The following is a 25,250-nucleotide window of genomic DNA, read 5'->3' on the forward strand; positions in this document are numbered from 1 at the left end:
AAATTGTATCTTTGGGAAAAATAAAAAAAAATAATGAAGAACATAAAATTAGTAGTTGTATTTTTAGTTGCAACTTTATTGGTGAGTTGTAATATTACTGAAAAAGTAATCATTAATTCTGATGGTACTGGAAAAGTTTCTTATAATTTTAATATGTCAAAATTTGTTGAAACCATTTCAAAAATGGGAGACAAACAAAAAGAATCTGCAAAAGCACTTTTTTCTGAATCGGATAAAGATATAGACAGTACTTTTCATTTTAAAGATTTTAAAGCAATGGCGACTAAAAAAGGAGATACTTTGACTCCAGAGCAAATTGCTGTATTTGAAAAATTAGAAAAATTTTCTATTCACAGTGTTATGAATAAAAAGAAAGGTCAAGCTTATTTTGAACTTTATGGAACATTCAAGAATATTGATGAACTAAATAATATGGAAGCTCCAACTTCAACTTTGCAAAAAGCTTCAGGTAAAAATGCAGATGCGATGTCTGGAATGGGTGGTTTATTCAATGATACAAAAACAACAATGACTTTTAAAGGGAATTTATTTTCAAGAAGTGTTGTGAAAAAGGAAATAGTTATTGATACTTCTGCTTATGATAGTGAAGACATGTATGAAGATTCAGACACGACAGCTTATGTTGAGGATTCGACTTATGTTTATGAGGATTATGCAGATTCAACTTCAGTTGATGTTGTAGATGATGAAGAATATGTGGAAGAAGTAGAAGAAGAGAAAGAAATGAGTAAAGCTGATTTGAAGAAAATGAATAAAGAGTTCAAACAAATTGGTAAACTAACAGGAAAAGCTCTTAAAGATTCTAAATATGTACTGGAATACACTTTTCCAAGAAAAATTAAAACAGTATCAGTTAAAAATTATAAATTGAGTAAAGATAAAAAGACAATTTTTATTTCTTTTTCTATTGAAGATTATATAAAAGCACCGGAGCGACTTAGTTTTACAATTGAACTCGAAAATCTATAAATTAAGAAAAATACCTAGCCGCTTTGTGATAAAAAGAGCATCCTTCTAATTATGAATAAAAAAATTCAACTTCTAGATTTAGGGAATAAAGATTATAAAGACACTTGGGATTATCAAGAAGAATTATTTAAAGGAATTGTCGATTTAAAAATTCAACAAAGAAATACTCCAGAGATTATTACGCCTAATTATTTTTTATATGTGGAACATCCTCATGTTTATACTTTAGGTAAAAGTGGTGATTTTTCCAATTTATTACTTTCCGAAAAGCAATTGACAGAAAAAGGTGCGACTTTTTATAAAATAAATAGAGGAGGAGATATTACCTATCATGGTCCTGGGCAAATAGTTGGGTATCCTATTTTAGATTTGGAAAATTTTTTCACAGATATTCATAAATACCTTCGCTTTTTAGAAGAAGCTATAATTTTAACTTTAGCCGAATACGGATTGAAAACAGAACGCAGTCCTGGTGAAACAGGTGTGTGGTTTGATGTAGGTACGCCATTTGCTCGAAAAATTTGTGCTTTAGGTGTTCGAGCTTCTCGTTGGGTAACCATGCATGGATTTGCTTTAAACGTAAATGCAGATTTAGGGTATTTTGATAATATTATTCCTTGTGGTATTCGTGGTAAAGCAGTAACGTCAATGCATGTTGAATTAGGTAAACCAGTTGATGAGCAAGAAGTGAAAGAAAAAATTCTAAAACATTTTTCTGTACTATTTGAAAATACATTTGTTTAAATTTTTATATATCCAAACGCAACTGCTCAGGCAATAATCGAAAAGTTTTTCTGTGGTATTTTGTGATACCGTATTCTCTAATAGCATCTCTGTGTTCTTTCGTAGGGTAACCTTTGTTTTTCTTCCAATTGTACATAGGGAATTCTTCATGAATTTTATCCATAAAATCATCTCTATATGTTTTGGCTAAAATTGAAGCAGCGGCTATGCTCAAAAATTTAGCATCACCTTTTATAATAGAAGTATTTGGAATTGATTTTAGGATTTCAATCTCTTCTAATGAAAAAATCTTCCCATTAGTTTGTTTCATGCCTAATTTACCATTTAAAGGTCGGTTTCCATCTACAATTATATATTCAGGTCGAGTTTTTAGGTTCAAAACACTTTCTTGCATAGCTTTCATCGAGGCGTTTAGTATGTTTATTTCATCAATTTCATCATTTTGAATGTGAGTAAACGCAAAATCAAATAAATCTTCTATGACTGGTCTTAACTCAAAACGCTTTTTTTCTGAAAGTTGTTTGGAGTCGTTGATGGATTTATAGACTAATTTTTCTAATTTTTTTTTCTCCTTTGTTAAGGTAAAGTTAGGAGACTGTAAAATAATTGCAGCAGCGGTTACAGGCCCAGCTAAACAGCCTCTGCCTGCTTCGTCAGTGCCACATTCAATTAAAATTTCGTTATAACATTTCTTTAACATAATTTATTTTTTGCAAAAATAAATTATTTTCACGCAACCTTTAACACTTTTTTGCATCTATTGTATAGTTGTTTCGGCAATCTATTTTTTTTAGCTAAAAAAATTTAACACAAATAAATTGATAATATTCCGAAGTATTATTTGTTTATTTAAGAAATTATTAAGAAGTTTGCGGAATAACTAACTCAAATAAAATTAATATGAGATCGAAGTTCAAATGGATTTTTACGCTTTTAGTAGCGTTTACAATGCAGTTTTCTTTCGCACAACAGAAAACTGTTACAGGTACAGTAACAAGTGATGGCGCAAAATTGCCTGGTGCTACTGTAAGTATTGCGGGTACACAACAAGGTACTCAAACAGATGAGAATGGTAAATTCTCAATTAAAGCTAGTGAAGGTGAAGTTTTAGAGTTTTCTTTCTTAGGAAAAGATACTAAAACTGTTACTGTTGGTGCTGGTAATGTTGTTAATGTTGTATTAGCAACTAGTTCTAATAATATTGAAGTAGTTCAGGTTGTTGGAGCTTTAGGTATTAAAAGAAAGAAAGATGCGGTAACGTCTTCTTATCAAACAGTTGGTGGTAAAGAGTTAACAGCTGCTTCTAACCCAGACGCAGTTCGTGCTTTAGTTGGTAAGGTGTCAGGGGTTACAATTAATGCAACAACTAATGGAGTAGCAGGTGATAATTCAATCCGTGTTAGATCTATGGTTTCTATTGCTGGTAATACACAAGCTTTAGTAGTTATTGATGATGTAATTTCTACTGCTAACGTATTATCTTCATTAGCACCAGATGTTATTCAAAACATTACAGTGCTTAAAGGCGCACAAGGTGCTGCACTTTACGGTTCTCAAGGTAAGAATGGTGTTGTTGTTGTTGTAACTAAAAAAGGTGGTACAGGTAATAAAATGGATGTAAGATTAACATCTTCTGTTGATTTTGAAACTATTAATTTTGTTCCTTTAAGACAAACTACTTACGGACAAGGTTGGTTTGGAATAAGATATTCTGATGAAAACGGAGGTTGGGGACCAAAATTTGATGGTGCGCCTCATCAGGTAGGCTTTCCTGATCAAGATGGCTCTACTATCGTAGTTCCATATTCTTCTTTAGGTGATGATGGGATAAAAGATTTTTATTCAACAGGTACTACTTATCAGAACAATTTAAATGTTGGTGTGTCAGGTAAAGATTCTTACATAAATCTTAATTTAGGAAACTATAGAAGAGATTTTATCTTAGAGGGTGATACTTTTAACAGAAATAATGTGTTATTATCTGTAGGTAAAACTTTTGATAAATTTTCTATAGATGCTGTTGTAAATTATACGAACAGCAGAACTAAACAAGCTAACGTTAATGCTACAACTGCTTCTGGTAGAAATGATTATACTTTGTTAACAAACTTGTTGAATACAGCTACAAACATTCCTGTTGGTGAGTTTAGAAATAGAGGTTTATATGGTTGGAATTCATATTATCAAAATCCATTTTGGGCTAAAGATAACAACAGATTGGTTGAAGATAGAAACTTTTTTAGTTTTAATTTGAAACCTAAATATGAAATTAATAAAAATATTAATGTTGTATTAAATAACTCAGTTCAGTATAATACTATAAACCAAATTTCTTATGCGAATGCTGGTAGATTAATTCCTGGTGTTGCTTTAGGTTTAACAGATGGGCACTTTGAATCTGATTCTAGTTTTTATCAATCAAATTTTGATAGATTAACTTACTATGGTGATTTTATGTTGAATTTTGATTATGAATTAACTGATGCTATTGGCTTTAAAGCAAATTTAGGGCAAAATTTACAGACAATTCGTACAAACAGAATTTCTCAAGGAGGTATTAATTTAGATATATTAGGATGGTATAACATTCAAAATGTTTTAAAACTAGATAATATTACTGCACTTTCTAACAGAAGAACAGTACAGAACATAACGGCAACTTTTGCTAATGTTGATTTAGATTATAAAGATTATTTATTTTTAAACTTGACTTCTCGTCTTGAAGGAAACTCAGTAGGTGTTAAAGGAAATAAAACTTTCTTTTACCCATCAGCAGGTATTAGTTTTATCCCTTCAGTAGCAATAGGAGCTTTAAAGGATAAATCAACTTTTTCAAGTTCAAAATTATATGCTAATTACACAAAAATTGGTTCTCTAGATGCTCTTAATGCTTATGATGTAATCCCGGTAGGTATTTTATCTACTGGTTTTCCTTACCCTAATGGTACTGTAGGAACTCAGTTTAACGATCAAAATAATTTTGCTTCTCCTGATTTAAAACCAGAGATGTATACTACATTTGAAGTTGGTGGATCTTTCGGATTCTTGAAAGACAGAATTATGATTGAAGCTGCATATTTTAATACAGAAACTAAAGATTTAATTAATAGATCTTCTGTGTCTAGTACTTCAGGTTTAGCAACAAAATTAGCAAATGCTGGAAGTTTAACTGCTAATGGTTTTGAGATAGATTTATCTTTCCAACCAATTAAAACAGAAAACTTCTCATGGACTGGTAGAGCTTCTTACTCTACAAACAAAACTTATGTAAATGATGCTGGTGAAACAGGTGAAATTATTTTATATGCAGGTAACAATGATATTGATTTTAATATTTCTGCACAAGAAGGAGATCAATTTCCTTTGATTAAAGGTACAGATTGGTTAAGAGATGCAAATGGTAATATTATTGTTAATGCTACTACTGGTGCTCCTACTGCTTCTCCAGCACTTAAAGTTTTAGGTAAAGCTACTCCAGATTATATTTTAGGATTTACAAATACATTTGTTTATAAAGGTATTGGTTTATCATTCACTGCTGATTATAGAACTGGTCATAGTTTTATTTCACAAACTAAACGTAATTTAACTTGGAATGGTCATTTATATGAATCAGGACAGCCTGAGTTTAGTAGAGAAGATGGTTGGTTAATTGAAAATTCAGTTTATGACAATCCTGCAACTCCTGCTGTTGGTGATTACATTGCTAATACTTCTGTGTTAACTGGTGGTGCATATGATGGTCAAACTATTGCTACTAACCGTACACAAGCTTATTGGGGTACTTATGCAAATTTAGGTTCTTCAAATTTAGTTGACGCTACTTCATTAAGAATTAGAGAAATTGCTTTATCTTATGAATTGCCTAAAAAGGTTATCAAAAGAGCAGGTTTAACTTCTTTTAAATTTTCTCTTAATGCAAGAAATCCTTTTGTTTTCTTAGCAGATGGTGGTTTTCTTAAAGCTAAAAATGGTTTAGAAAATAGAGGTTATGCAGATCCTGAAGCAAATTCAACTTATAACCAATCTACTTCTACTGCAGCACGTAATCCTGCTGGTACAATGAATAATACAAACGGTAATAGTATTGGTTTTATTGGTGATGGTCAATATCCTTCTACTAAAACATTTGGTTTTACAATTAACGCTTCGTTTTAATAAATTAAATTAATTTAATTTTAAATTATATGAAAAAAATAATTTTATCTTTTGCATCTATTTTATTTTTGTTTTCTTGTGAAAGCTATTTAGATGTAAATGAAGATCAGACTAATAATGCTGATGCTTCGAATCTTACTCCTAATAAAATGTTAGGGGGTGCTATTAATAATTATGTCACACATCAACAAATTACCATGAATAGTTTTGGTAATGAGATGTCATATGTTTGGGCTTTAAATACTGGATATACATCTTCTTCTACAAGATTGTCATTTGATTTTACAAGTGCTGATGAAGTTGGTTTATTTGAAAATGCTTATATTTTTGCTGATAATTTTCAAGATATTATTGATAAAAAAGATGTAGACCCAAGATATTCATACCATTTTGCTATTGCAAAATTGTTTAAGGTTATTACTATGGATAATGTAGTTGCTTTGTATGGTGATGTGCCTTATTCTCAGGCTTTTAAAACAGATATCCCTCAGCCTAAATATGATGATGATGTTACAATTTATCCTAAATTTTTTGCTGAATTAGACGAAGCAAGAGATTTAATCAATAATCCAAATGCAGATGTTGTAGCTTTAGGTGCTGAAGATATCGTTTTTCAAGGAAATACTGCTAAATGGTTAGAGTATATCAATACTATTGAGTTAAGAATTTTAATGCGTTTGTCTAAAACTACTAATGCTAGTTTAATTACATTGCGTAATAATAGATTTGCTATTTTAAATCCTGTGTTTATTTCTGCTAATGTTACTTCTAACCCAGGTTATGGCGACGCTACAATTGGACAAAGAAATCCTATCGCTCGTGTTTATGGTATTAATGCTGCTGGTGATGCCTTTTTAGGAGGTTATCAACAAAATGCAGCTGCTTCTTTTGCTTCTAAAATGTTGCTAGGACAAATTAATACTGCTGATATTTCTAATGGTGTTGTAGATCCTAGAAGACCAAGACACTTTACTGCAGTTACTAATACAGATCAAGGTGTTTCTCCTGCTACTGCTGTTGCAAGAATGGCAGGTTTCTATACTGGTAGAACTGGTTCAGCAGGTGGTCCAGCTACTAGCGCTGCTGCTAGAAGAAATGCATATTTAATGCAACTTGCAGAATCTTATTTTTTACAAGCTGAAGCTGTACAAAGAGGATATATGGCAGGAAGTGCTCAAGCTTTGTTTGATCAAGGTATTCAAGCTTCATTTGCTTTTTACAATGATTATTCTTTCACAGATTTGCCAAACGGAACTTTAAATCCTGCAACTTATATGACAGCGATTTCAACTAAAAATGGTTTAGGATGGGCTGCTTCTGCTAATAAAATCAACTGTATCATTAATCAAAAGTATTTAGCTTTAATGCAATGGAATGGTATGGAATTATATTTAGATCATAAAAGAACTGGTTTCCCTGATTTACCATTACCTTCCGGTAATACTAAATCTTCAAGACCTAATAGATTAATTTATCCATCTTCGGAATATTCTACAAATTCTAGTAATGTTCCAAGTATATCAGTTGCAGATTTATTTGTTATAAATTCAAAAACTCCAGCTTTTTTACAATAAGCTATAGTTTTAAATATTTTTTAAAAACCCCGATTTTATCGGGGTTTTTTTATTTCCACAAATTCTCATTACATTTGCCTTTTAAATTGTAAAAATGAGATACCTTATAGTGTTGCTTTCCTTTTTGTCATTTTCTTTAAATGCTCAAGAATTAGATTCAACAAAAGTTGAAGACGTAAAAGCCGATATTAAATTATATAAAACTTTCAATGCTGAGAAAGACACTGTTTATATTGATACTTCATTAACTATTCAAGATGAATATAAATACAATTATTTGAAAAAAGATAATTTTGGATTATTTGCATTTTCAAATGAAGGTTATCTTTACAATCAGCTAGATTTTTCAAAAAAAAGAAATAATACTTTACCACAATTTGGTTTTAATGCCAAGCATTGTGCGTATTTAAATAATAGCGATATTTATTATTATTCTGTTCCAACACCTTTAACCGATTTATATTTTAAAACAGTTATGCGTCAAGGACAAAGTTTAGATGCACTAATTTCTGTCAATACTAAACCTAATTTAAATTTTACAGTTGCTTATAAATCGATTCGTTCTATTGGTGATTATTTTAATAATTTAACTAGTTCTGGACATTTTAGATTCATAACGAACTACAACTCTATCAATAAAAAATACTTTCTAAAAATTAATTTCGTTGGACAAGATATCTATAACCAAGAAAATGGTGGTATAAAATTTATTGAGCAATTAGACGGAACTAATCCTTCTTTCAGACAACGTGAAAGAGTTGATGTGTATTTTAACGACGCTTCCTCCAAATTAAAAGGACATCGTTATTTTCTAGATCATTCTTACCAATTTTCTACTGGTAATTCTTTGGTGTTAAAACATCAGTCATATTATGAAAATATATTTTACGAATATATTCAAGCAACTACAAGCGCTAGACTAGGAAATTCTTCATACGCATCTATAAATAATAAAACTCGATTTGATGTATTCTATAATAAAGTTGGACTAAGTTTTAAAACTAAAAATTTAGGAGAAATAAATTTCTTCATCGATAATTATTCGTATAATCAGTTTTATAATATTCCTGAAGATGCCACTTTTGACCCGAGTGTTAAATATAGTTTGCACAATAGAGTCAATAACATTGGCGGGCAATACGAATTCTATAAAAACAAATGGAATTTTAATATTTTGTTGCAAAATGCCATTTCCAATCAGCCTTCTTCCAATTATGAAGCTTTTGCAAAATATAAATTTTCTGAAGACAATTTCGTGAAAATTTCAGCGCAACAAATCAGCAAACTACCAGATAATGTTTTTCTTTTTAACATAAGTGATTACGAAAATTATAATTGGAATACGTCTTTTAAAAACGAAAAAATAAGCATATTTAAAGCGGAAACAAAAAATAAATGGTTTGAAGCTTCTGTACAATTAACAAATTTAAACAATCATTTATACTTCTTTAATACGGAAGAAAGAATTGATAGTTTAGTGGTTAAGCCATTTCAATACAATAAATCTATTCAATATGTAAGTGCTGAAATTGCTAAAGAAATTAAATATAAAAATTGGGCTTTAGATAATAGAATCAAATTTCAAGAAGTACAACAAGACGAGAAAATTTTAAACTTGCCATATCTTGTTCTTAGAAATACCTTATATTATACCAAACCCGTTTTCAAAAAAGCGATGTTGTTGCAAACCGGAATTACTATAAATTATTTCAGTAATTATTATGCGGATGATTATGTTGGGGTTTTAGGGGAATTTTTTGTGCAAGATCAAACTAAAGTTGGAGGCTTCCCAGTCTTAGATTTCTTTGTAAATGCTCGCGTACAACAATGTAGAATTTACCTAAAAGCAGAACACATAAACGCTTTGTTTACCAATAAAGTGGATTACTATAATGCACCAAATTCACCATTCCGCGACTTTCATGTTCGTTTTGGTCTAGAATGGAATTTCTTTAAATAGAATTTGGGCGTGCCCTTACAGGTCGTGCTGTCCGCTATATTCCCGAAGAAAAATCGGGAGATGCCGCTACCATCACTCACGCATCCGTTTTCATAAGAATATTTTCGTTTATATCAGAAATTAATTAACTTTTTACATCGAAAGTTTAAACCTGAAACAAAAAAAACTAACTTTGCAATCAATAATAGATTATAAGAAATGAACTACGCAAAAGACATATTAGGAACTATTGGTAATACACCATTAGTTCGATTAAATAAAATTACAGCAGAAATTCCTTGTTTGGTTTTAGGAAAACTAGAAACGTTTAATCCTGGAAATTCTGTAAAAGACCGTATGGCAGTAAAAATGATCGAAGATGCAGAAGCAGACGGACGTTTAAAACCAGGCGGAACAATTATTGAAGGAACTTCTGGAAATACTGGAATGGGATTAGCTTTAGCGGCTATTGTTAAAGGTTACAAATGTATTTTTGTTATTTCTGACAAACAATCTAAAGAAAAATCAGATATTCTTCGTGCTGTTGGAGCAAAAGTTATCGTTTGTCCAACTGATGTAGAACCAACAGATCCTCGTTCATATTATTCGGTTTCTAAAAGATTAGGAGAAGAAATTCCAAATTCTTGGTACGTAAATCAATATGATAATCCAAGTAATGCAACAGCTCATTACGAGCAAACTGGTCCTGAAATTTGGGAACAAACAGAAGGAAAAATTACGCATTTCGTAGTTGGAGTAGGAACTGGTGGAACTATTTCTGGTGTCGCTAAATATTTAAAAGAAAAAAAACCAAATGTAAAAATTTGGGGAATTGATACATACGGTTCAGTATTTAAAAAATATCACGAAACGGGTATTTTTGACGAAAACGAAATCTATTCGTACATCACAGAAGGAATTGGAGAAGATATTTTACCTTTAAACGTTGATTTTTCTCTAATTGATGGTTTCACAAAAGTAACGGATAAAGATGCTGCGGTTTACACTCGTAAATTAGCATTGGAAGAAGGAATTTTCTGTGGAAATTCTGCTGGTGCAGCGGTTAAAGGATTATTGCAATTAAAAGAACATTTCAAACCAGAAGATGTTGTAGTGGTTTTATTCCACGATTCAGGAAGTAGATATGTAGGTAAAATGTACAACGACGAATGGATGCGCGAACGTGGTTTCCTAGACGAAGATATTACAAAAGCAGAAGATTTAATCAAAGATCATAAAGACAAGCCATTAGTAATTGTTCGTACAGAAGAATTGGTTTCTCATGCGATTGAAAGATTGAAAAAATATAAAATTTCTCAAATTCCTGTAATCGATACAACTGGATTTGTTGGAAGTGTAGACGAATCAGATTTGTTCAGAAGTTATTTCGAAAACAAAGATATCGCCGATTTACCAATTAAAGATGTAATGGGGAAACCATTTCCAATTGTTTCGGCAGCAGCTTCTATTGATGAAGTTTCTAAGCTAATCAGTAAAGATAATCAAGCTGTTTTAGTAGATTTAGGAAATGGAAGACATCATATCATTACAAAACACGATATTATTAGTTCTATTAAATAATTGACCACGTCAGTTCGAGTGTTCCGATGAAGCATGTATCGGAATGTATCGAGAACTTTTTATAAAATTTTCAAAAACGGATAGCAAAATGTTATCCGTTTTTTTTATATTTGTTTTTATAAACGCCGAATTAAATTTTACACGCCATGCAAGAAGAATTTCTCCATTATTTATGGGTAAATAAGAAACTGCCATTTACCCAACTCAAAACACATCTCAACGAGAGTTTAGAAATCAATCATTTCGGACAGTATTTACAAAATGCTGGACCAGACATTTTCAATGCTCAAATTTCTATTAACCAGCAAAAATGGGCTGGAAATGTTGAAATTCATATTAAATCATCCGATTGGTATGTGCACAATCACGAAAAAGATGCCAATTATGACAACGTTATTCTACACGTAGTTTGGGAAAATGACTCACCAATTTTTAGGAAAGACAATTCAGAAATCCCAACTTTGGAATTAAAAAAGTATGTTTCACTTTCTGAAATCAATAAATATAAATCGCTAATTACATCTAAATCTTGGATCAATTGTGAAAATCAAATTACTGAAATTGATGATTTTATTTGGAATAATTGGCTAGAAAGTCTGTTTTTAAATCGATTAGAAAGAAAATCAGAAGTCATCGATAAAAGACTGCAAGAAACCAATCATAATTGGGAAGCTGTATTTTTTGAAATGCTCGCCAAAAACTTCGGACTCAATACCAACGGTGATTGTTTTTTGCATTTGGCACAATCCATTCCATATTCGATAATTAGAAAAGAAAGTTTCGATGTGGAAAATTTGGAAGCCTTGTTTTTTGGAAAACTAAATTTACTAGAAGAAAATCTTGAAGATGAATACTATTCTATATTAAAAAGCAATTGGAAGTATCTCAAACTAAAATACAATTTGCAAGAAGAATTTGGGTTGCAACCACAATTTTTCAAACTCCGTCCCGATAATTTTCCTACGATTCGGTTATCACAATTAATTCACTTGATTACAAACAAGCAAAATTTGTTCTCGCAATTACTTCTAGCTAATTCCTATTCGGATATTAAAAAATTATTGCAAAGTGAAACTTCAGAATATTGGAAAAGTCATTATAATTTTTCAAAAGCCAGCAAAACAAAAAGCAAAACTTTAACCACTCAATTTATTGATTTACTAATTATTAATACAGTTATTCCAATTAAATTCAGTTATGAAAAAAATCTCGGAAAATTTAATTTTGAAGAATTGGCAATGCTTTTAGAAGCCATTTCTTCGGAGAAAAATTCCATTATTGAAAAATTTACAGAGTTTAAAGTAAAATCTGTAAATGCTTTTCAATCGCAGTCACTATTGGAACTCAAAAACGAGTATTGCAATAAAAATAAGTGTCTTAATTGCGCCGTGGGTTTGCAGTTATTAAAAAACTAAGTATCTTTATCCCATTATAAATCAGAAATGTACAATTTACTTCATTTTTTCGAAAAAAACGGATTTTATGTCGCTTCACGTCTGGCGGACAGACTGGGAATGCGTGCCACTCAAGTGCGTTTGTTTTTCGTGTACATTTCTTTTATTACAGTGGGTTTAGGTTTCGGTTTTTATTTAACATTGGCTTTTTTGTTAAAACTGAAAGATATGGTGTATACCAAACGCAGTTCTGTATTTGATTTATAAAAAATAATTCATGATAAAATTTTCTAAAGGGCATTATTTCGGTATTGCCATTTTGCTAATCCTAATCGGGATGATGCAATTATATTACTATTGGTCTAATAATCAATCGACTTCTAATGATGTTGATTTGTCTAAAGAGGATAAAAAATGGCTATTACAACAAAATGGCATTGATAGTTTAAAAGAAGTTACTCAAGAAAATGCCGCTAAAATTTATCCATTCAATCCGAATTTTATTTCAGATTATAAAGGTTATAAGCTAGGAATGACCGTTGAGCAAATTGATAAATTACACAATTTAAGAAAGCAAAATAAATACGTGAATTCCAAATACGAGTTTCAAAAATTAACCGGTGTTTCAAACGATTGGATGAAAAAATACGCGATTTATTTTAAGTTTCCAGAGTGGGTTACGAATAAATCTGCTAATAAATTTCAATCGAATTTCGAAAACAAATTTCAAAAATATGAAAAGAAAGAAACTAAAATAGTAGTTCAAGATATCAATACGGCTAATCAAGTAGAACTGGAAAAAGTATATATGATTGGCGAAAAATTAGCACTTAAAATAATTGCAGAAAGAGAAAAATTTGGTGGTTTTGCCGATATGGAACAAATTAGTTTTATTTGGGGAATTTCGTTAGAAGCTATTGCAGATTTAAATAAAAGATTCCAAATTAAATCTACAGGAAATTTAAAGAAAATTAAAATTAATGAGTTGCCAATTAAAGAGTTACAACAATTTCCTTACTTTAATTATTACATTGCTAAAAACATTGTTACCTATAGAAGTATGAATGGAGAAATTAAGAATATTGAAGATTTAACAAATGTTAAGCAATTTCCTGTTGAAAAATTAAAAATAATCGCCGTATATTTGGAATTCTAAAATAAATCAATAAAAATCAACAAATACACAGCATAGTTTTATGAATTCATTATATTTTACAGAAGAACACGAATTATTCAGAGAAAGTTTAAGAAGTTTTTTACACAAAGAAGTAGTGCCACACATTGAAAAATGGGAAAAAACAGGTACAATTGAACGCTTTATTTGGGAAAAATTCGGAGAAATGGGCTTTTTTGGATTAAAATATCCGGAAGCTTATGGTGGATTAGGTTTAGATTTATTCTATACGGTTGTTTTTTTAGAAGAACTTCAGAAAATTAAATCTTCTGGTTTTGCTGCAGCAATGTGGGCTCATGCTTATTTAGCTATGACGCATTTAAATGCAGAAGGTGATGAAAGAATCAAACAAGAGTATTTAGCACCAAGTATTTTAGGTAAAAAAATTGGAGCTTTATGTGTTACAGAACCTTTTGGTGGAAGTGATGTAGCTGGAATGAGAACTACAGCGGTAAGACAAGGTGATAAATTTATTATCAACGGTTCTAAAACATTTATAACAAACGGTGTTTATGCTGATTATTACGTAGTAGCTGCAAAAACAAGTCTGGAACTTGGAAACAAAGGTATCAGTATGTTTTTGATGGATTCAAATCTAAAAGGAATATCTGCTACAAAATTAGATAAATTAGGTTGGAGAGCTTCAGATACTGCTGAAATTGCATTTGACAATGTAGAAATTCCAGTAGAAAATTTAATGGGTGAAGAAGGAAAAGGATTTCCTTACATCATGCAACATTTTGCTTTCGAAAGATTAATTATGGCAATCAATGCACATGCAAGAGCAGAATATGCAATTGATTATACCATTGAATATATGTCGCAACGTGAAGCTTTCGGGACTACAATTAATAAATTTCAAGCGTTAAGACATACAATGGTAGAACACGCTACAGAAGTGGAACATTGTAAACTATTCAATTACGCGGCAACTGCTAGATTAGACAAAGGCGAATATGTAGTGAAAGAAGCTACAATGGCGAAATTAAAATCTACAAAAGTAGCTGATTTAGCCATTTACGATTGTTTGCAAATGCTTGGTGGTTATGGTTATATGGAAGAATATCCATTAGCTCGTTTGTTAAGAGATAGTCGTTTAGGACCAATTGGTGGTGGAACGTCAGAAATCTTAAAAGAGATTTTATCGAAAATGATTATCGACAAACAAAATTACCAACCAGCTGTAAAAGAATAGATTAAAACCATATAGGTGATAAAATATAGAAACCAAGTAATGAGAAATTGTTACTTGGTTTTTTGTTTTGTAAAATAATTCACAATTTATAATTGTCAATTCAAAATAATAATATACTTTTGCACACTTAACGAGAGGAGGTGTCAATATTATGTTAATTATACCAATTAAAGACGGAGAAAATATCGATAGAGCATTAAAGCGCTATAAAAGAAAATTTGATAAAACAGGAACTGTTCGTCAGTTACGTGCACGTCAAGCTTTCATTAAGCCTTCTGTTACAAACAGAATTAAAATTCAAAAAGCGGCTTACATCCAAAACATGAGAGACAACTTAGAAAGTTAATCGATCATTTTTTGATTAAATACTATAACCGTTAGATTATAAATTATAAATTTGTATCTAACGGTTTTTTTATGCGCAATAATTTACAGTCACATACAGAATATCTCGAAAAAGAGAAAAAATATTCACCACTTACCGTAAAAGCGTATTATAATGATATTGTGTCGTTTCAACTCTTTTTAAATGAAAGCCACGATGCTTGTAAATTAGAAGAAGTAAATTATCCGTTAATTAGAAGTTGGATTGTGCACTTGTCAGATTCTGAAATCGCACCTTCTTCCATTAATCGAAAAATGGCGTCCTTAAAATCGTTTTACAAATTTCTTTTGAAAACCAAACAAATAGAAATTAATCCTTTCGTAAAACACAAATCGTTAAAAACACCAAAGCAAGTTCAAATTCCTTTTTCGGAAAAAGAAATCAATCTATTATTTGAAACGCAATTTTTGGAAACAGATTTTGATAGTATTCGAAATAGGTTGGTGGTGGAATTGTTATATTCAACTGGAATGCGTCGCGCAGAATTAATAAACTTAGAATTAAACGCTGTTGATTTTTACGGAAAAACAATTAAGGTTTTAGGAAAAAGAAATAAAGAAAGGATTCTTCCATTGTTACCATTAACTTTAGAAATTGTTACCTTATATTTAATGAAAAGAAAAGAACTTCGAATAATTGTTAATAATGAAAAGTTAATATTGTCTAAAAAAGGAAATAAAATAAGTGAAACGTTTGTGTATCGATTAATAAATGATTACTTTAGTACTGTATCCGAAAAGGTAAAAAAAAGTCCCCACGTTCTTAGGCATTCGTTTGCAACACATTTGTTGAATAACGGTGCAGATTTAAATTCAGTTAAAGAGTTGCTTGGTCATGCGAGTTTGTCATCCACTCAGATTTATACACATAGTAGTTTGTCAGAGTTAAAGAAAGTGTACAACAATGCGCATCCGAGGAACAAATAAGTAATGTTTAATTTAATACCAATTATTATTATGAAAGTTAATGTTCACGCGGTTAATTTTAATATCGACAAAAAATTAGTTGATTTTATAGATGAGAGAATGACTAAATTAGAAAAATATTACGATAAAGTAGTTTCTTCTGATGCTTTTTTAAAGGTTGAGAATATTAGTGAAAAAGAAAATAAAATTGTCGAATTAAAAGTATTAGTTCCAGGCGATGATTTTATTGTAAAAAAGCAAAGTAAAACTTTTGAAGAAGCGGCGGATTTGGCTGTGGAATCCTTAGAACGTTTGTTGGTAAAAAGAAAAGAAAAGCTAAGAGCACATAGTTAATTGAAAAAAAAGATTTAAAAAAGTTTTGATTAATAAATAAATTACATACATTTGCAGTCCGTTAGAAATAGCGGACTTTTTCTATGTATAGAAATGCCGGTGTAGCTCAGCTGGCTAGAGCAGCTGATTTGTAATCAGCAGGTCGTGGGTTCGAGTCCCTCCACTGGCTCTTTGAAATTTTTGGAATACTATTTATGCAATAAAATGTTTAAATAGAAAGGGGAGATACTCAAGCGGCCAACGAGGGCAGACTGTAAATCTGCTGTGAGAACTTCGCAGGTTCGAATCCTGCTCTCCCCACATTTTTTTTTAATGATTTATTTGAAAATGAATTTCAGGTAAATGGTTTGAAAAATAGGTTAAAAGAGAATTGAAAACAAGTTTAGGTTTGTTTTTGACTTCTGAACTCACAACAGCCGGTGTAGCTCAGGGGTAGAGTGCTTCCTTGGTAAGGAAGAGGTCTCGGGTTCAATTCCCGACATTGGCTCAAAGTAGAATTAATTTTTGAACACTAATAATAATAACTAAGATTAAATTTTAAAATCATGGCAAAGGAAACATTCGACCGTTCGAAGCCCCATTTAAATATTGGTACTATCGGTCACGTAGATCACGGTAAAACTACATTAACTGCAGCAATTACAAAAGTATTGTCAGATGCTGGTTTATGTGAAGGTAAGTCATTTGATCAAATTGATAATGCACCGGAAGAAAAAGAAAGAGGTATTACAATTAATACGTCGCACGTTGAGTATGCAACTGCTAATCGTCATTACGCTCACGTTGACTGTCCAGGTCACGCGGATTACGTAAAGAACATGGTTACTGGTGCTGCGCAAATGGATGGTGCTATCTTAGTAGTTGCTGCTACAGATGGTCCAATGCCACAAACTCGTGAGCATATCCTTTTAGGTCGTCAAGTTGGTGTGCCTAGAATGGTTGTATTCATGAACAAAGTGGATATGGTTGATGATGCTGAATTGTTAGAATTAGTTGAAATGGAAATCAGAGATTTATTATCTTTCTATCAATATGATGGTGATAATGGTCCAGTTATCCAAGGTTCTGCATTAGGAGGATTAAACGGTGATCCAAAATGGGTTGCTACTATTATGGAATTAATGGATGCGGTTGACTCTTGGATTGAATTACCAGTTCGTGATGTTGAAAAACCATTCTTAATGCCAGTTGAGGATTCATTTACAATTACTGGTCGTGGAACTGTTGCTACAGGTCGTATCGAAACAGGTATTGCAAACACTGGAGATCCAGTTGAAATCATCGGTATGGGAGCTGAAAAATTAACTTCTACTATTACTGGAGTTGAGATGTTCCGTAAAATCTTAGATAGAGGTGAAGCTGGAGATAACGTAGGTTTATTGTTAAGAGGTATTGATAAAGCTGATATCAAAAGAGGTATGGTTATTATTAAGCCAGGTTCAGTAAAACCACACGCTAAATTCAAAGCAGAGGTTTATATCTTGAAAAAAGAAGAAGGTGGACGTCATACTCCATTCCATAATAACTACCGTCCTCAGTTTTATGTACGTACAACTGACGTAACAGGTACTATTATGTTACCAGAAGGAAGAGAGATGGTAATGCCAGGTGATAACTTAACTATTGATGTTGAATTATTATCTCCAATTGCATTATCTATCGGTTTACGTTTCGCTATCCGTGAAGGTGGTAGAACTGTAGGTGCTGGACAGGTAACTGAAATTTTAGACTAATTATAAGTCAATAATAAATTAAAATCAGTACTGAGAAATCAGTACTGGTTTTTAACAAACGGGCGTAGTACAAGGGCTAGTATAGTGGTCTCCAAAACCATTGATGGGGGTTCGAATCCCTCCGCCCGTGCAAAATAAAGTAAATATCATGTTAAAATATTTCTCTGAAGCATTCGAAGAATTAAAATCAAACGTAACTTGGCCTGCTTGGGCTGAAGTTCAAAAATATACTATTATTGTTGCTTTGTTTTCAGTAATATTTGCTTTAGCAACTTGGGGTGTTGATTTAACTTTCACTAAAGTGTTAAACGGATTCTTTAATTTGTTAAAAGGTTAATACAAAATGGCTGATAATAACGTAAAGAAGTGGTATGTCGTAAGAGCAGTAAGTGGACAGGAAAACAAGATTAAAGCTTATATTGAGCAAGAAGTTAATCGTGTTGGAATGGGTGATTACATTTCTCAAGTACTTGTGCCTACAGAAAAAGTTGTTTCAATTAAAGACGGTAAAAAAATATCTAAAGATAAAGTATATTTTCCTGGCTATGTAATGGTTGAAGCAAACTTAACAGGTGAAATACCTCACATTATTAAATCGATTACAGGTGTAATTGGCTTTTTAGGTGAAACTAAAGGTGGTGAACCAGTTCCATTAAGAATGGCAGAAGTGAATAGAATGTTAGGAAGAGTTGATGAGTTATCTGTAACAACAGAAAATGTTAACATTCCTTATTCAATTGACGAAACAGTTAAAGTTATTGATGGTCCTTTCAATGGTTTCAATGGAACTATTGAGAAAATAAATGAAGAAAAGCGTAAACTTGAAGTAATGGTTAAAATTTTCGGAAGAAAAACACCATTAGAATTAAGTTTTACGCAAGTTGAAAAAGTATAATTTTTGTTACATATATATAAACCCGCATTAATCGCTTCCAATGATTAATGTAAAATTTTAAAAAATGGCTAAAGAAGTTAGTAAAGTAGTTAAACTACAAGTTAAGGGAGGTGCTGCGAACCCGTCGCCACCGGTTGGACCTGCTTTGGGAGCTGCTGGGGTTAACATCATGGAGTTCTGTAAGCAATTTAATGCTAGAACACAAGATAAACCTGGCAAAATATGTCCAGTACAAATTACTGTATATAAAGACAAGTCTTTTGACTTCGTTGTAAAAACTCCACCTGCTGCAGTTCAATTAATGGATGCTGCAAAATTAAAGTCTGGTTCAGGAGAACCTAATCGTAAAAAAGTAGCAAACGTTACTTGGGATCAGATTAAGGTAATCGCTGAAGATAAAATGGCAGATTTAAATGCATTCACAATGGAAGCTGCAATGAGTATGATTGCTGGAACAGCTAGATCTATGGGTATAACTGTAACTGGAGATTCTCCTCTAAAATAAGAGATATGGCAAAATTGACAAAAAAGCAAAAAGAAGCTGCTGCAAAAATTGAAAAGAATAAATTATATTCTTTAAAAGATGCATCAGTATTAATCAAACAAATTGCTTCTGCAAAGTTTGATGAATCAGTTGATATCTCTGTTAGACTTGGAGTAGATCCAAGAAAAGCAAATCAAATGGTAAGAGGTGTGGTTGCATTACCACATGGTACAGGTAAAGATGTAAGAGTTTTAGCTCTTGTTACTCCAGATAAAGAAGCGGAAGCTAAAGCAGCAGGTGCAGACCACGTTGGTTTAGATGACTATCTTCAAAAAATCAAAGATGGTTGGACTGATATTGATGTAATTATCACTATGCCAGCTGTTATGGGTAAATTAGGTCCATTAGGACGTGTTTTAGGACCAAGAGGTTTAATGCCAAACCCTAAAACAGGTACTGTAACTATGGATGTTGCTAAAGCAATTCAAGAAGTTAAAGCTGGTAAAATTGACTTTAAAGTTGATAAAACTGGTATCGTTCATGCAGGAATAGGAAGAGTGTCTTTTGATGCTGATAAAATCTATGAAAATGCACACGAAATTGTTCAAACATTAATCAAATTAAAACCAACTGCGGCGAAAGGTACTTACATTAAGTCTATTCACTTAACAAGTACTATGAGTCCTGCTATCGCTTTAGATCCTAAAGCAGTATAATTGGTAGTTAAATATATTTAGTATGACTAGAGAAGAAAAATCAATTGCTATTGAAAATTTAACTGCACAGTTAGCAGATGTGAATGTTGTATATTTAGCAGACGTATCTGGACTTGATGCAGGGACTACTTCAGACTTAAGAAGAGCTTGTTTTAAAGCGGGAATCAAATTAGAGGTTGTAAAAAATACTTTGTTAGCAAAAGCTATGGAAGTATCTGCAAACGACTACGGAGATTTACCAACAACTTTAAAAGGAAATACTTCTATAATGATCGCAGATACAGCTAATGGACCTGCAAAAATTATTAAAGAATTCCGTAAAAAAGGTAAAAAACCTCTTTTAAAAGGAGCATATATTAATCAAGAAGTTTACATTGGTGACGAACTTTTAGATAGCTTAGTAGCTATTAAATCTAGAGAAGAAGTTATCGGTGAAATCATCGGATTATTACAATCTCCAGCTAAACGTATACTTTCAGCTTTATTAAACAATGCTGAAACTAAAGGTGAAGCTGCAGAATAACAAAACAAAACGCACTTAATAAATTACATATTTTAAACACATTAAAGATAGAAAAAATGGCAGATTTAAAAAATTTCGCAGAACAATTAGTTAACTTAACAGTAAAAGAAGTTAATGAATTAGCAACTATATTAAAAGACGAGTACGGTATCGAACCAGCAGCTGCAGCAGTAGTTATGCAAGCAGGTGGTGGAGATGCAGGTGCTGCAGCTGAACAAACTGAATTTACAGTTGTATTAAAAGAAGCTGGTGCTTCTAAATTAGGAGTTGTAAAAGCGGTTAAAGAATTAACTGGTTTAGGTCTTAAAGAAGCAAAAGATTTAGTAGATTCTGCTCCAACAAATGTTAAAGAAGGAGTTTCTAAAGATGAGGCTGAAGGTCTTAAGAAAGCTTTAGAAGAAGCTGGAGCTGTTGTTGAGTTAAAATAATCTCACCCAGTTTATAATACAGGTTTAGGTCTTGGAAGTCATTTCCACGACCTAAACCATTTTTCGTATAATAAAATTTTATATTTTATTTCGAAAAATGTTTTTTTAAATCAATACGAAGAAAAAAATTAATTGTATAATTATTTTAAAGATGTATTGGTTGTAAAAAGAAAGTATAAATTATTTTAAATGTTGTGTTAAACACAAAAATTACTTTTTTTTAATCAAAATATTGTCCATTGATGATTGCTAATCAAACAGAAAGAATCAATTTTGCCTCGACAAAAAACATACCGAATTATCCAGATTTTCTAGATATTCAGGTAAAGTCTTTTCAAGATTTTTTTCAATTAGAAACTAAATCAGACGAAAGAGGTAACGAAGGTCTTTATAATACCTTCATGGAAAATTTTCCAATAACTGATACTAGAAATCAATTCGTTCTTGAATTCCTAGATTATTTTATTGACCCACCAAGATATACTATCGAAGAATGTATTGACAGAGGTTTAACATACAGTGTTCCTCTTAAAGCACGTTTAAAGTTATATTGTACAGATCCTGAGCACGAGGATTTTGAAACTATCGTGCAAGATGTATATTTAGGAACAATTCCATACATGGCACCAAGCGGAACTTTCGTTATCAATGGAGCTGAACGTGTTGTTGTTTCGCAATTACATAGATCACCAGGGGTTTTCTTTGGTCAATCTTTCCACGCAAATGGAACTAAATTATATTCTGCCAGAGTAATTCCTTTCAAAGGTTCTTGGATAGAATTTGCAACTGATATCAATAATGTAATGTATGCATACATTGATAGAAAGAAAAAATTACCAGTTACTACTCTTTTCCGTGCGATTGGTTTCGAAAGAGACAAGGATATCCTTGAGATTTTCGACCTTGCTGAAGAAATTAAAGTTTCTAAAACTGGAATCAAAAAATACATCGGTAGAAGACTTGCCGCTCGTGTACTTAACACGTGGCATGAAGATTTCGTAGATGAAGATACTGGCGAAGTTGTTTCTATCGAACGTAATGAAATTATTTTAGATCGTGATACTATCTTAGATAAAGATAATGTTGAGGAAATCATTGATGCGGATGTAAAAGTAATTTTATTACACAAAGAGGATGCTAATCAAGCAGATTTTGCTATCATCCACAACACATTGCAGAAAGACCCTACTAACTCTGAAAAAGAAGCAGTAGAACATATATATAGACAATTACGTAATGCCGAACCGCCTGATGAAGAAACGGCTCGTGGTATTATCGACAAATTATTCTTCTCTGATCAACGTTACAACTTAGGTGATGTAGGTCGTTACAGAATGAATAAAAAGTTATGCTTAGATATTCCAATGGATAAACAAGTTTTAACTAAAGAAGATATCATTACAATTGTAAAATACTTAATTGAATTAATTAATTCAAAAGCAGAGATTGATGATATTGACCACTTATCTAACCGTCGTGTTAGAACTGTAGGGGAACAATTATCAGCTCAGTTTGGTGTTGGTTTAGCTCGTATGGCTCGTACTATTCGTGAAAGAATGAATGTACGTGATAACGAAGTCTTTACTCCAATCGATTTGATTAACGCGAAAACGTTATCATCTGTAATTAATTCGTTCTTTGGTACAAACCAGTTATCTCAGTTCATGGATCAAACGAATCCATTAGCAGAGATTACTCACAAACGTCGTTTATCAGCACTTGGACCTGGAGGTTTATCTAGAGAAAGAGCAGGATTCGAGGTTCGTGACGTTCACTATACGCACTACGGACGTTTATGTCCTATTGAAACTCCTGAGGGTCCAAACATTGGTTTGATTTCGTCACTTGGAGTATATGCTAAAGTAAACGGAATGGGATTCATCGAAACACCTTACCGTAAGGTAACTGATGGTGTAGTTGATTTAGTTTCAACTCCAGTTTATTTAAGCGCTGAAGAAGAAGAAGGAAAAATGATTGCGCAAGCAAACATTGAAATGGATGAAAACGGTAAAATTCTTGCTGATAATGTAATTGCTCGTGAAGAGGGAGATTTCCCAGTTGTTTCACCATCTGTAGTTCATTACACAGACGTTGCGCCAAATCAAATTGCTTCTATTTCAGCTTCATTAATTCCTTTCTTAGAGCATGATGATGCGAATAGAGCCTTGATGGGTTCTAACATGATGCGTCAGGCTGTACCTTTATTAAGACCAGAAGCGCCAATTGTTGGTACTGGTTTAGAAAGACAAGTTGCGTCTGATTCTCGTGTCCTTATTAATGCAGAAGGTTCTGGAGTGGTAACTTATGTTGATGCTGATAAAGTAACAATTAAGTACGATAGAACAGAAGAACAAAGAATGGTAAGTTTTGAAGAAGATGAAAAAACTTATAATTTAATTAAATTCAGAAAAACGAATCAAAGTACAACTATCAACTTAAAACCTATCGTAAGAAAAGGAACTAGAGTGGAAAAAGGTCAAGTACTTTGTGAAGGATATGCAACGCAAAACGGAGAGTTAGCTTTAGGTAGAAACCTACAAGTTGCCTTCATGCCTTGGAAAGGGTATAACTTCGAGGATGCAATTGTAATTTCTGAAAAAGTTGTTAGAGACGATATTTTCACATCTATCCACGTTGATGATTATTCATTAGAAGTTAGAGATACGAAATTAGGTAACGAAGAGTTAACTAACGATATTCCTAACGTTTCTGAAGAAGCAACGAAAGATTTAGATGAAAATGGAATGATAAGAATTGGAGCTGAAGTTAAACCTGGTGATATCCTTATTGGAAAAATCACACCAAAAGGGGAATCAGATCCAACTCCAGAAGAAAAATTATTACGTGCTATCTTTGGTGATAAAGCAGGTGATGTAAAAGACGCTTCATTAAAAGCTTCTCCATCATTACACGGTGTAGTTTTAGACAAAAAATTATTTGCTAAAGCCGTTAAAGATAAACGTAAACGTTCTAAAGATAAAGAAGATTTAGACAAACTTGAAATGGAATTCGAAGTAAGATTCGTTGAACTTAAAGACAAGTTAATCGATAAATTATTCTTAATCGTAGACGGAAAAACATCTCAAGGTGTAATCAATGATTTAGGTGAAGAAGTATTACCAAAAGGTAAAAAATTCACTAAAAAAATGTTACAATCAGTTGACGATTTTGCTCACTTAACAAAAGGACAATGGACAACAGACGAACATACAAATTCATTAATTAACGATTTAGTACACAACTATAAAATCAAATTAAACGATTTACAAGGTGTATTAAGAAGAGAGAAATTTACAATTTCTGTAGGTGATGAATTACCTGCTGGAATTTTAAAATTAGCTAAAGTTTATATCGCTAAGAAACGTAAGTTGAAAGTAGGGGATAAAATGGCAGGACGTCACGGTAACAAAGGTATTGTTGCTAAAATCGTTCGTCAAGAAGATATGCCTTTCTTAGAAGACGGAACGCCAGTAGATATCGTATTAAATCCATTAGGAGTACCTTCTCGTATGAACATTGGACAGATTTATGAAACCGTATTAGGTTGGGCAGGTTTAAAAACTGGTAAAAAGTTTGCAACTCCTATCTTTGATGGTGCTTCATTAGATCAAATTAACGGGTATACTGACGAAGCTGGAATTCCAAGATTCGGTCATACTTACTTATACGACGGTGGAACAGGTGAACGTTTCCATCAACCAGCAACTGTAGGTGTAATTTACATGCTTAAGTTAGGACATATGGTTGATGATAAAATGCACGCTCGTTCAATCGGACCATACTCATTAATTACGCAACAACCTTTAGGAGGTAAAGCGCAATTTGGAGGTCAACGTTTTGGAGAGATGGAGGTTTGGGCACTTGAAGCATACGGTGCATCAAGTACTTTAAGAGAAATCTTGACAGTTAAATCAGATGACGTAAACGGTAGAGCGAAAACTTACGAAGCAATCGTAAAAGGTGAAACTATGCCAGAACCAGGATTACCTGAATCATTCAATGTATTAATGCATGAATTAAAAGGTCTTGGTTTAGATATCAGATTAGAAGAATAAATAAATAGAATTTATCAATGTAG

Annotated in this window: 22 protein-coding genes and 4 tRNA genes; 25 read left to right on the top strand and 1 reads right to left on the bottom strand. The window is 32.1% G+C overall.

Translation table 11 applies throughout. The features are described from left to right. Positions 1-33: 33 nt before the first annotated feature. Together G6N05_RS08860 and lipB are read left to right on the top strand one after the other, a co-directional pair. The gene (locus G6N05_RS08860; RefSeq protein WP_166127104.1) at positions 34-990 is read left to right on the top strand and encodes a hypothetical protein; all 957 of its coding nucleotides are present in this window, start codon (positions 34-36) and stop codon (positions 988-990) included. A 51-nt stretch (positions 991-1,041) separates the two neighbouring features. Continuing rightward, a complete protein-coding gene (gene lipB, locus G6N05_RS08865) occupies positions 1,042-1,734 on the top strand; it encodes a lipoyl(octanoyl) transferase LipB (RefSeq protein WP_166127107.1) in 693 nt (230 codons plus the stop codon). 4 nt (positions 1,735-1,738) lie between these two features. Here lipB and G6N05_RS08870 read toward each other — a convergent pair whose 3' ends face one another. Beyond that, complete coding sequence (locus G6N05_RS08870; RefSeq protein ID WP_166127110.1) at positions 1,739-2,434, bottom strand: ribonuclease HII; 696 nt, start codon at positions 2,432-2,434, stop codon at positions 1,739-1,741. Between the two features lie 200 nt (positions 2,435-2,634). On the opposite strand from G6N05_RS08870, the gene G6N05_RS08875 reads away from it, so the two are divergent. From G6N05_RS08875 to rpoB, 23 genes are all read left to right on the top strand, one after another. Beyond that, positions 2,635-5,892, top strand: a complete 3,258-nt coding sequence (locus G6N05_RS08875; RefSeq protein ID WP_166127114.1) for a SusC/RagA family TonB-linked outer membrane protein — start codon at positions 2,635-2,637, stop codon at positions 5,890-5,892. Between the two features lie 29 nt (positions 5,893-5,921). After that, entirely contained in the window at positions 5,922-7,466 is a 1,545-nt protein-coding gene (locus G6N05_RS08880) for a SusD/RagB family nutrient-binding outer membrane lipoprotein (RefSeq protein ID WP_166127118.1), read from the top strand. Positions 7,467-7,560: 94 nt separating this feature from the next. Then, positions 7,561-9,426 carry a putative porin gene (locus G6N05_RS08885; RefSeq protein ID WP_166127121.1) on the top strand — a complete coding sequence of 622 codons (1,866 nt, stop codon included), beginning with the start codon at positions 7,561-7,563 and terminating at the stop codon, positions 9,424-9,426. 198 nt (positions 9,427-9,624) lie between these two features. Then, positions 9,625-10,986, top strand: coding sequence for a pyridoxal-phosphate dependent enzyme (locus G6N05_RS08890; RefSeq protein WP_166127124.1), 1,362 nt, complete (start codon positions 9,625-9,627; stop codon positions 10,984-10,986). 146 nt (positions 10,987-11,132) lie between these two features. Next, positions 11,133-12,401: a DUF2851 family protein gene (locus G6N05_RS08895; protein ID WP_166127128.1), complete on the top strand. Its 1,269-nt coding sequence runs from the start codon at positions 11,133-11,135 to the stop codon at positions 12,399-12,401. A gap of 27 nt (positions 12,402-12,428) precedes the next feature. After that, the gene (locus G6N05_RS08900) at positions 12,429-12,647 is read left to right on the top strand and encodes a PspC domain-containing protein (protein WP_166127131.1); all 219 of its coding nucleotides are present in this window, start codon (positions 12,429-12,431) and stop codon (positions 12,645-12,647) included. Between the two features lie 10 nt (positions 12,648-12,657). Then, positions 12,658-13,536 carry a ComEA family DNA-binding protein gene (locus G6N05_RS08905; RefSeq protein WP_166127134.1) on the top strand — a complete coding sequence of 293 codons (879 nt, stop codon included), beginning with the start codon at positions 12,658-12,660 and terminating at the stop codon, positions 13,534-13,536. Between the two features lie 40 nt (positions 13,537-13,576). Further along, entirely contained in the window at positions 13,577-14,749 is a 1,173-nt protein-coding gene (locus tag G6N05_RS08910) for an acyl-CoA dehydrogenase family protein (RefSeq protein ID WP_166127137.1), read from the top strand. Between the two features lie 151 nt (positions 14,750-14,900). Beyond that, positions 14,901-15,095: a 30S ribosomal protein S21 gene (gene rpsU, locus G6N05_RS08915; protein WP_166127146.1), complete on the top strand. Its 195-nt coding sequence runs from the start codon at positions 14,901-14,903 to the stop codon at positions 15,093-15,095. Positions 15,096-15,166: 71 nt separating this feature from the next. Further along, complete coding sequence (locus G6N05_RS08920) at positions 15,167-16,060, top strand: tyrosine-type recombinase/integrase (protein WP_166127169.1); 894 nt, start codon at positions 15,167-15,169, stop codon at positions 16,058-16,060. Positions 16,061-16,090: 30 nt separating this feature from the next. Further along, positions 16,091-16,393, top strand: coding sequence for a ribosome hibernation-promoting factor, HPF/YfiA family (hpf, locus tag G6N05_RS08925; protein WP_091309383.1), 303 nt, complete (start codon positions 16,091-16,093; stop codon positions 16,391-16,393). A 95-nt stretch (positions 16,394-16,488) separates the two neighbouring features. Then, positions 16,489-16,562 (top strand) — tRNA-Thr (locus tag G6N05_RS08930). 50 nt (positions 16,563-16,612) lie between these two features. Further along, positions 16,613-16,693: transfer RNA gene (locus G6N05_RS08935), tRNA-Tyr, on the top strand. 115 nt (positions 16,694-16,808) lie between these two features. Beyond that, positions 16,809-16,880, top strand: a tRNA-Thr gene (locus G6N05_RS08940). Positions 16,881-16,938: 58 nt separating this feature from the next. Further along, entirely contained in the window at positions 16,939-18,126 is a 1,188-nt protein-coding gene (gene tuf / locus G6N05_RS08945) for an elongation factor Tu (RefSeq protein ID WP_166127174.1), read from the top strand. A 58-nt stretch (positions 18,127-18,184) separates the two neighbouring features. Next, positions 18,185-18,256, top strand: a tRNA-Trp gene (locus G6N05_RS08950). 18 nt (positions 18,257-18,274) lie between these two features. Further along, positions 18,275-18,463, top strand: a complete 189-nt coding sequence (secE, locus tag G6N05_RS08955; RefSeq protein ID WP_225875147.1) for a preprotein translocase subunit SecE — start codon at positions 18,275-18,277, stop codon at positions 18,461-18,463. A 6-nt stretch (positions 18,464-18,469) separates the two neighbouring features. Further along, positions 18,470-19,021, top strand: coding sequence for a transcription termination/antitermination protein NusG (gene nusG, locus G6N05_RS08960; RefSeq protein WP_166127202.1), 552 nt, complete (start codon positions 18,470-18,472; stop codon positions 19,019-19,021). A 64-nt stretch (positions 19,022-19,085) separates the two neighbouring features. Continuing rightward, positions 19,086-19,526 carry a 50S ribosomal protein L11 gene (gene rplK / locus G6N05_RS08965; RefSeq protein ID WP_166127205.1) on the top strand — a complete coding sequence of 147 codons (441 nt, stop codon included), beginning with the start codon at positions 19,086-19,088 and terminating at the stop codon, positions 19,524-19,526. 5 nt (positions 19,527-19,531) lie between these two features. Next, the gene (rplA, locus tag G6N05_RS08970) at positions 19,532-20,221 is read left to right on the top strand and encodes a 50S ribosomal protein L1 (protein WP_166127209.1); all 690 of its coding nucleotides are present in this window, start codon (positions 19,532-19,534) and stop codon (positions 20,219-20,221) included. Between the two features lie 22 nt (positions 20,222-20,243). Next, a complete protein-coding gene (gene rplJ / locus G6N05_RS08975) occupies positions 20,244-20,744 on the top strand; it encodes a 50S ribosomal protein L10 (protein ID WP_166127212.1) in 501 nt (166 codons plus the stop codon). Positions 20,745-20,800: 56 nt separating this feature from the next. Further along, on the top strand, positions 20,801-21,172 hold the full coding sequence (gene rplL, locus G6N05_RS08980) for a 50S ribosomal protein L7/L12 (RefSeq protein WP_166127216.1): 372 nt from the start codon (positions 20,801-20,803) through the stop codon (positions 21,170-21,172). A 242-nt stretch (positions 21,173-21,414) separates the two neighbouring features. Next, the gene (gene rpoB, locus G6N05_RS08985; protein ID WP_166127221.1) at positions 21,415-25,227 is read left to right on the top strand and encodes a DNA-directed RNA polymerase subunit beta; all 3,813 of its coding nucleotides are present in this window, start codon (positions 21,415-21,417) and stop codon (positions 25,225-25,227) included. Positions 25,228-25,250: the final 23 nt, after the last annotated feature.

Source organism: Flavobacterium bernardetii (assembly GCF_011305415.1).
GTDB classification, from domain to species: Bacteria; Bacteroidota; Bacteroidia; order Flavobacteriales; family Flavobacteriaceae; genus Flavobacterium; species Flavobacterium bernardetii.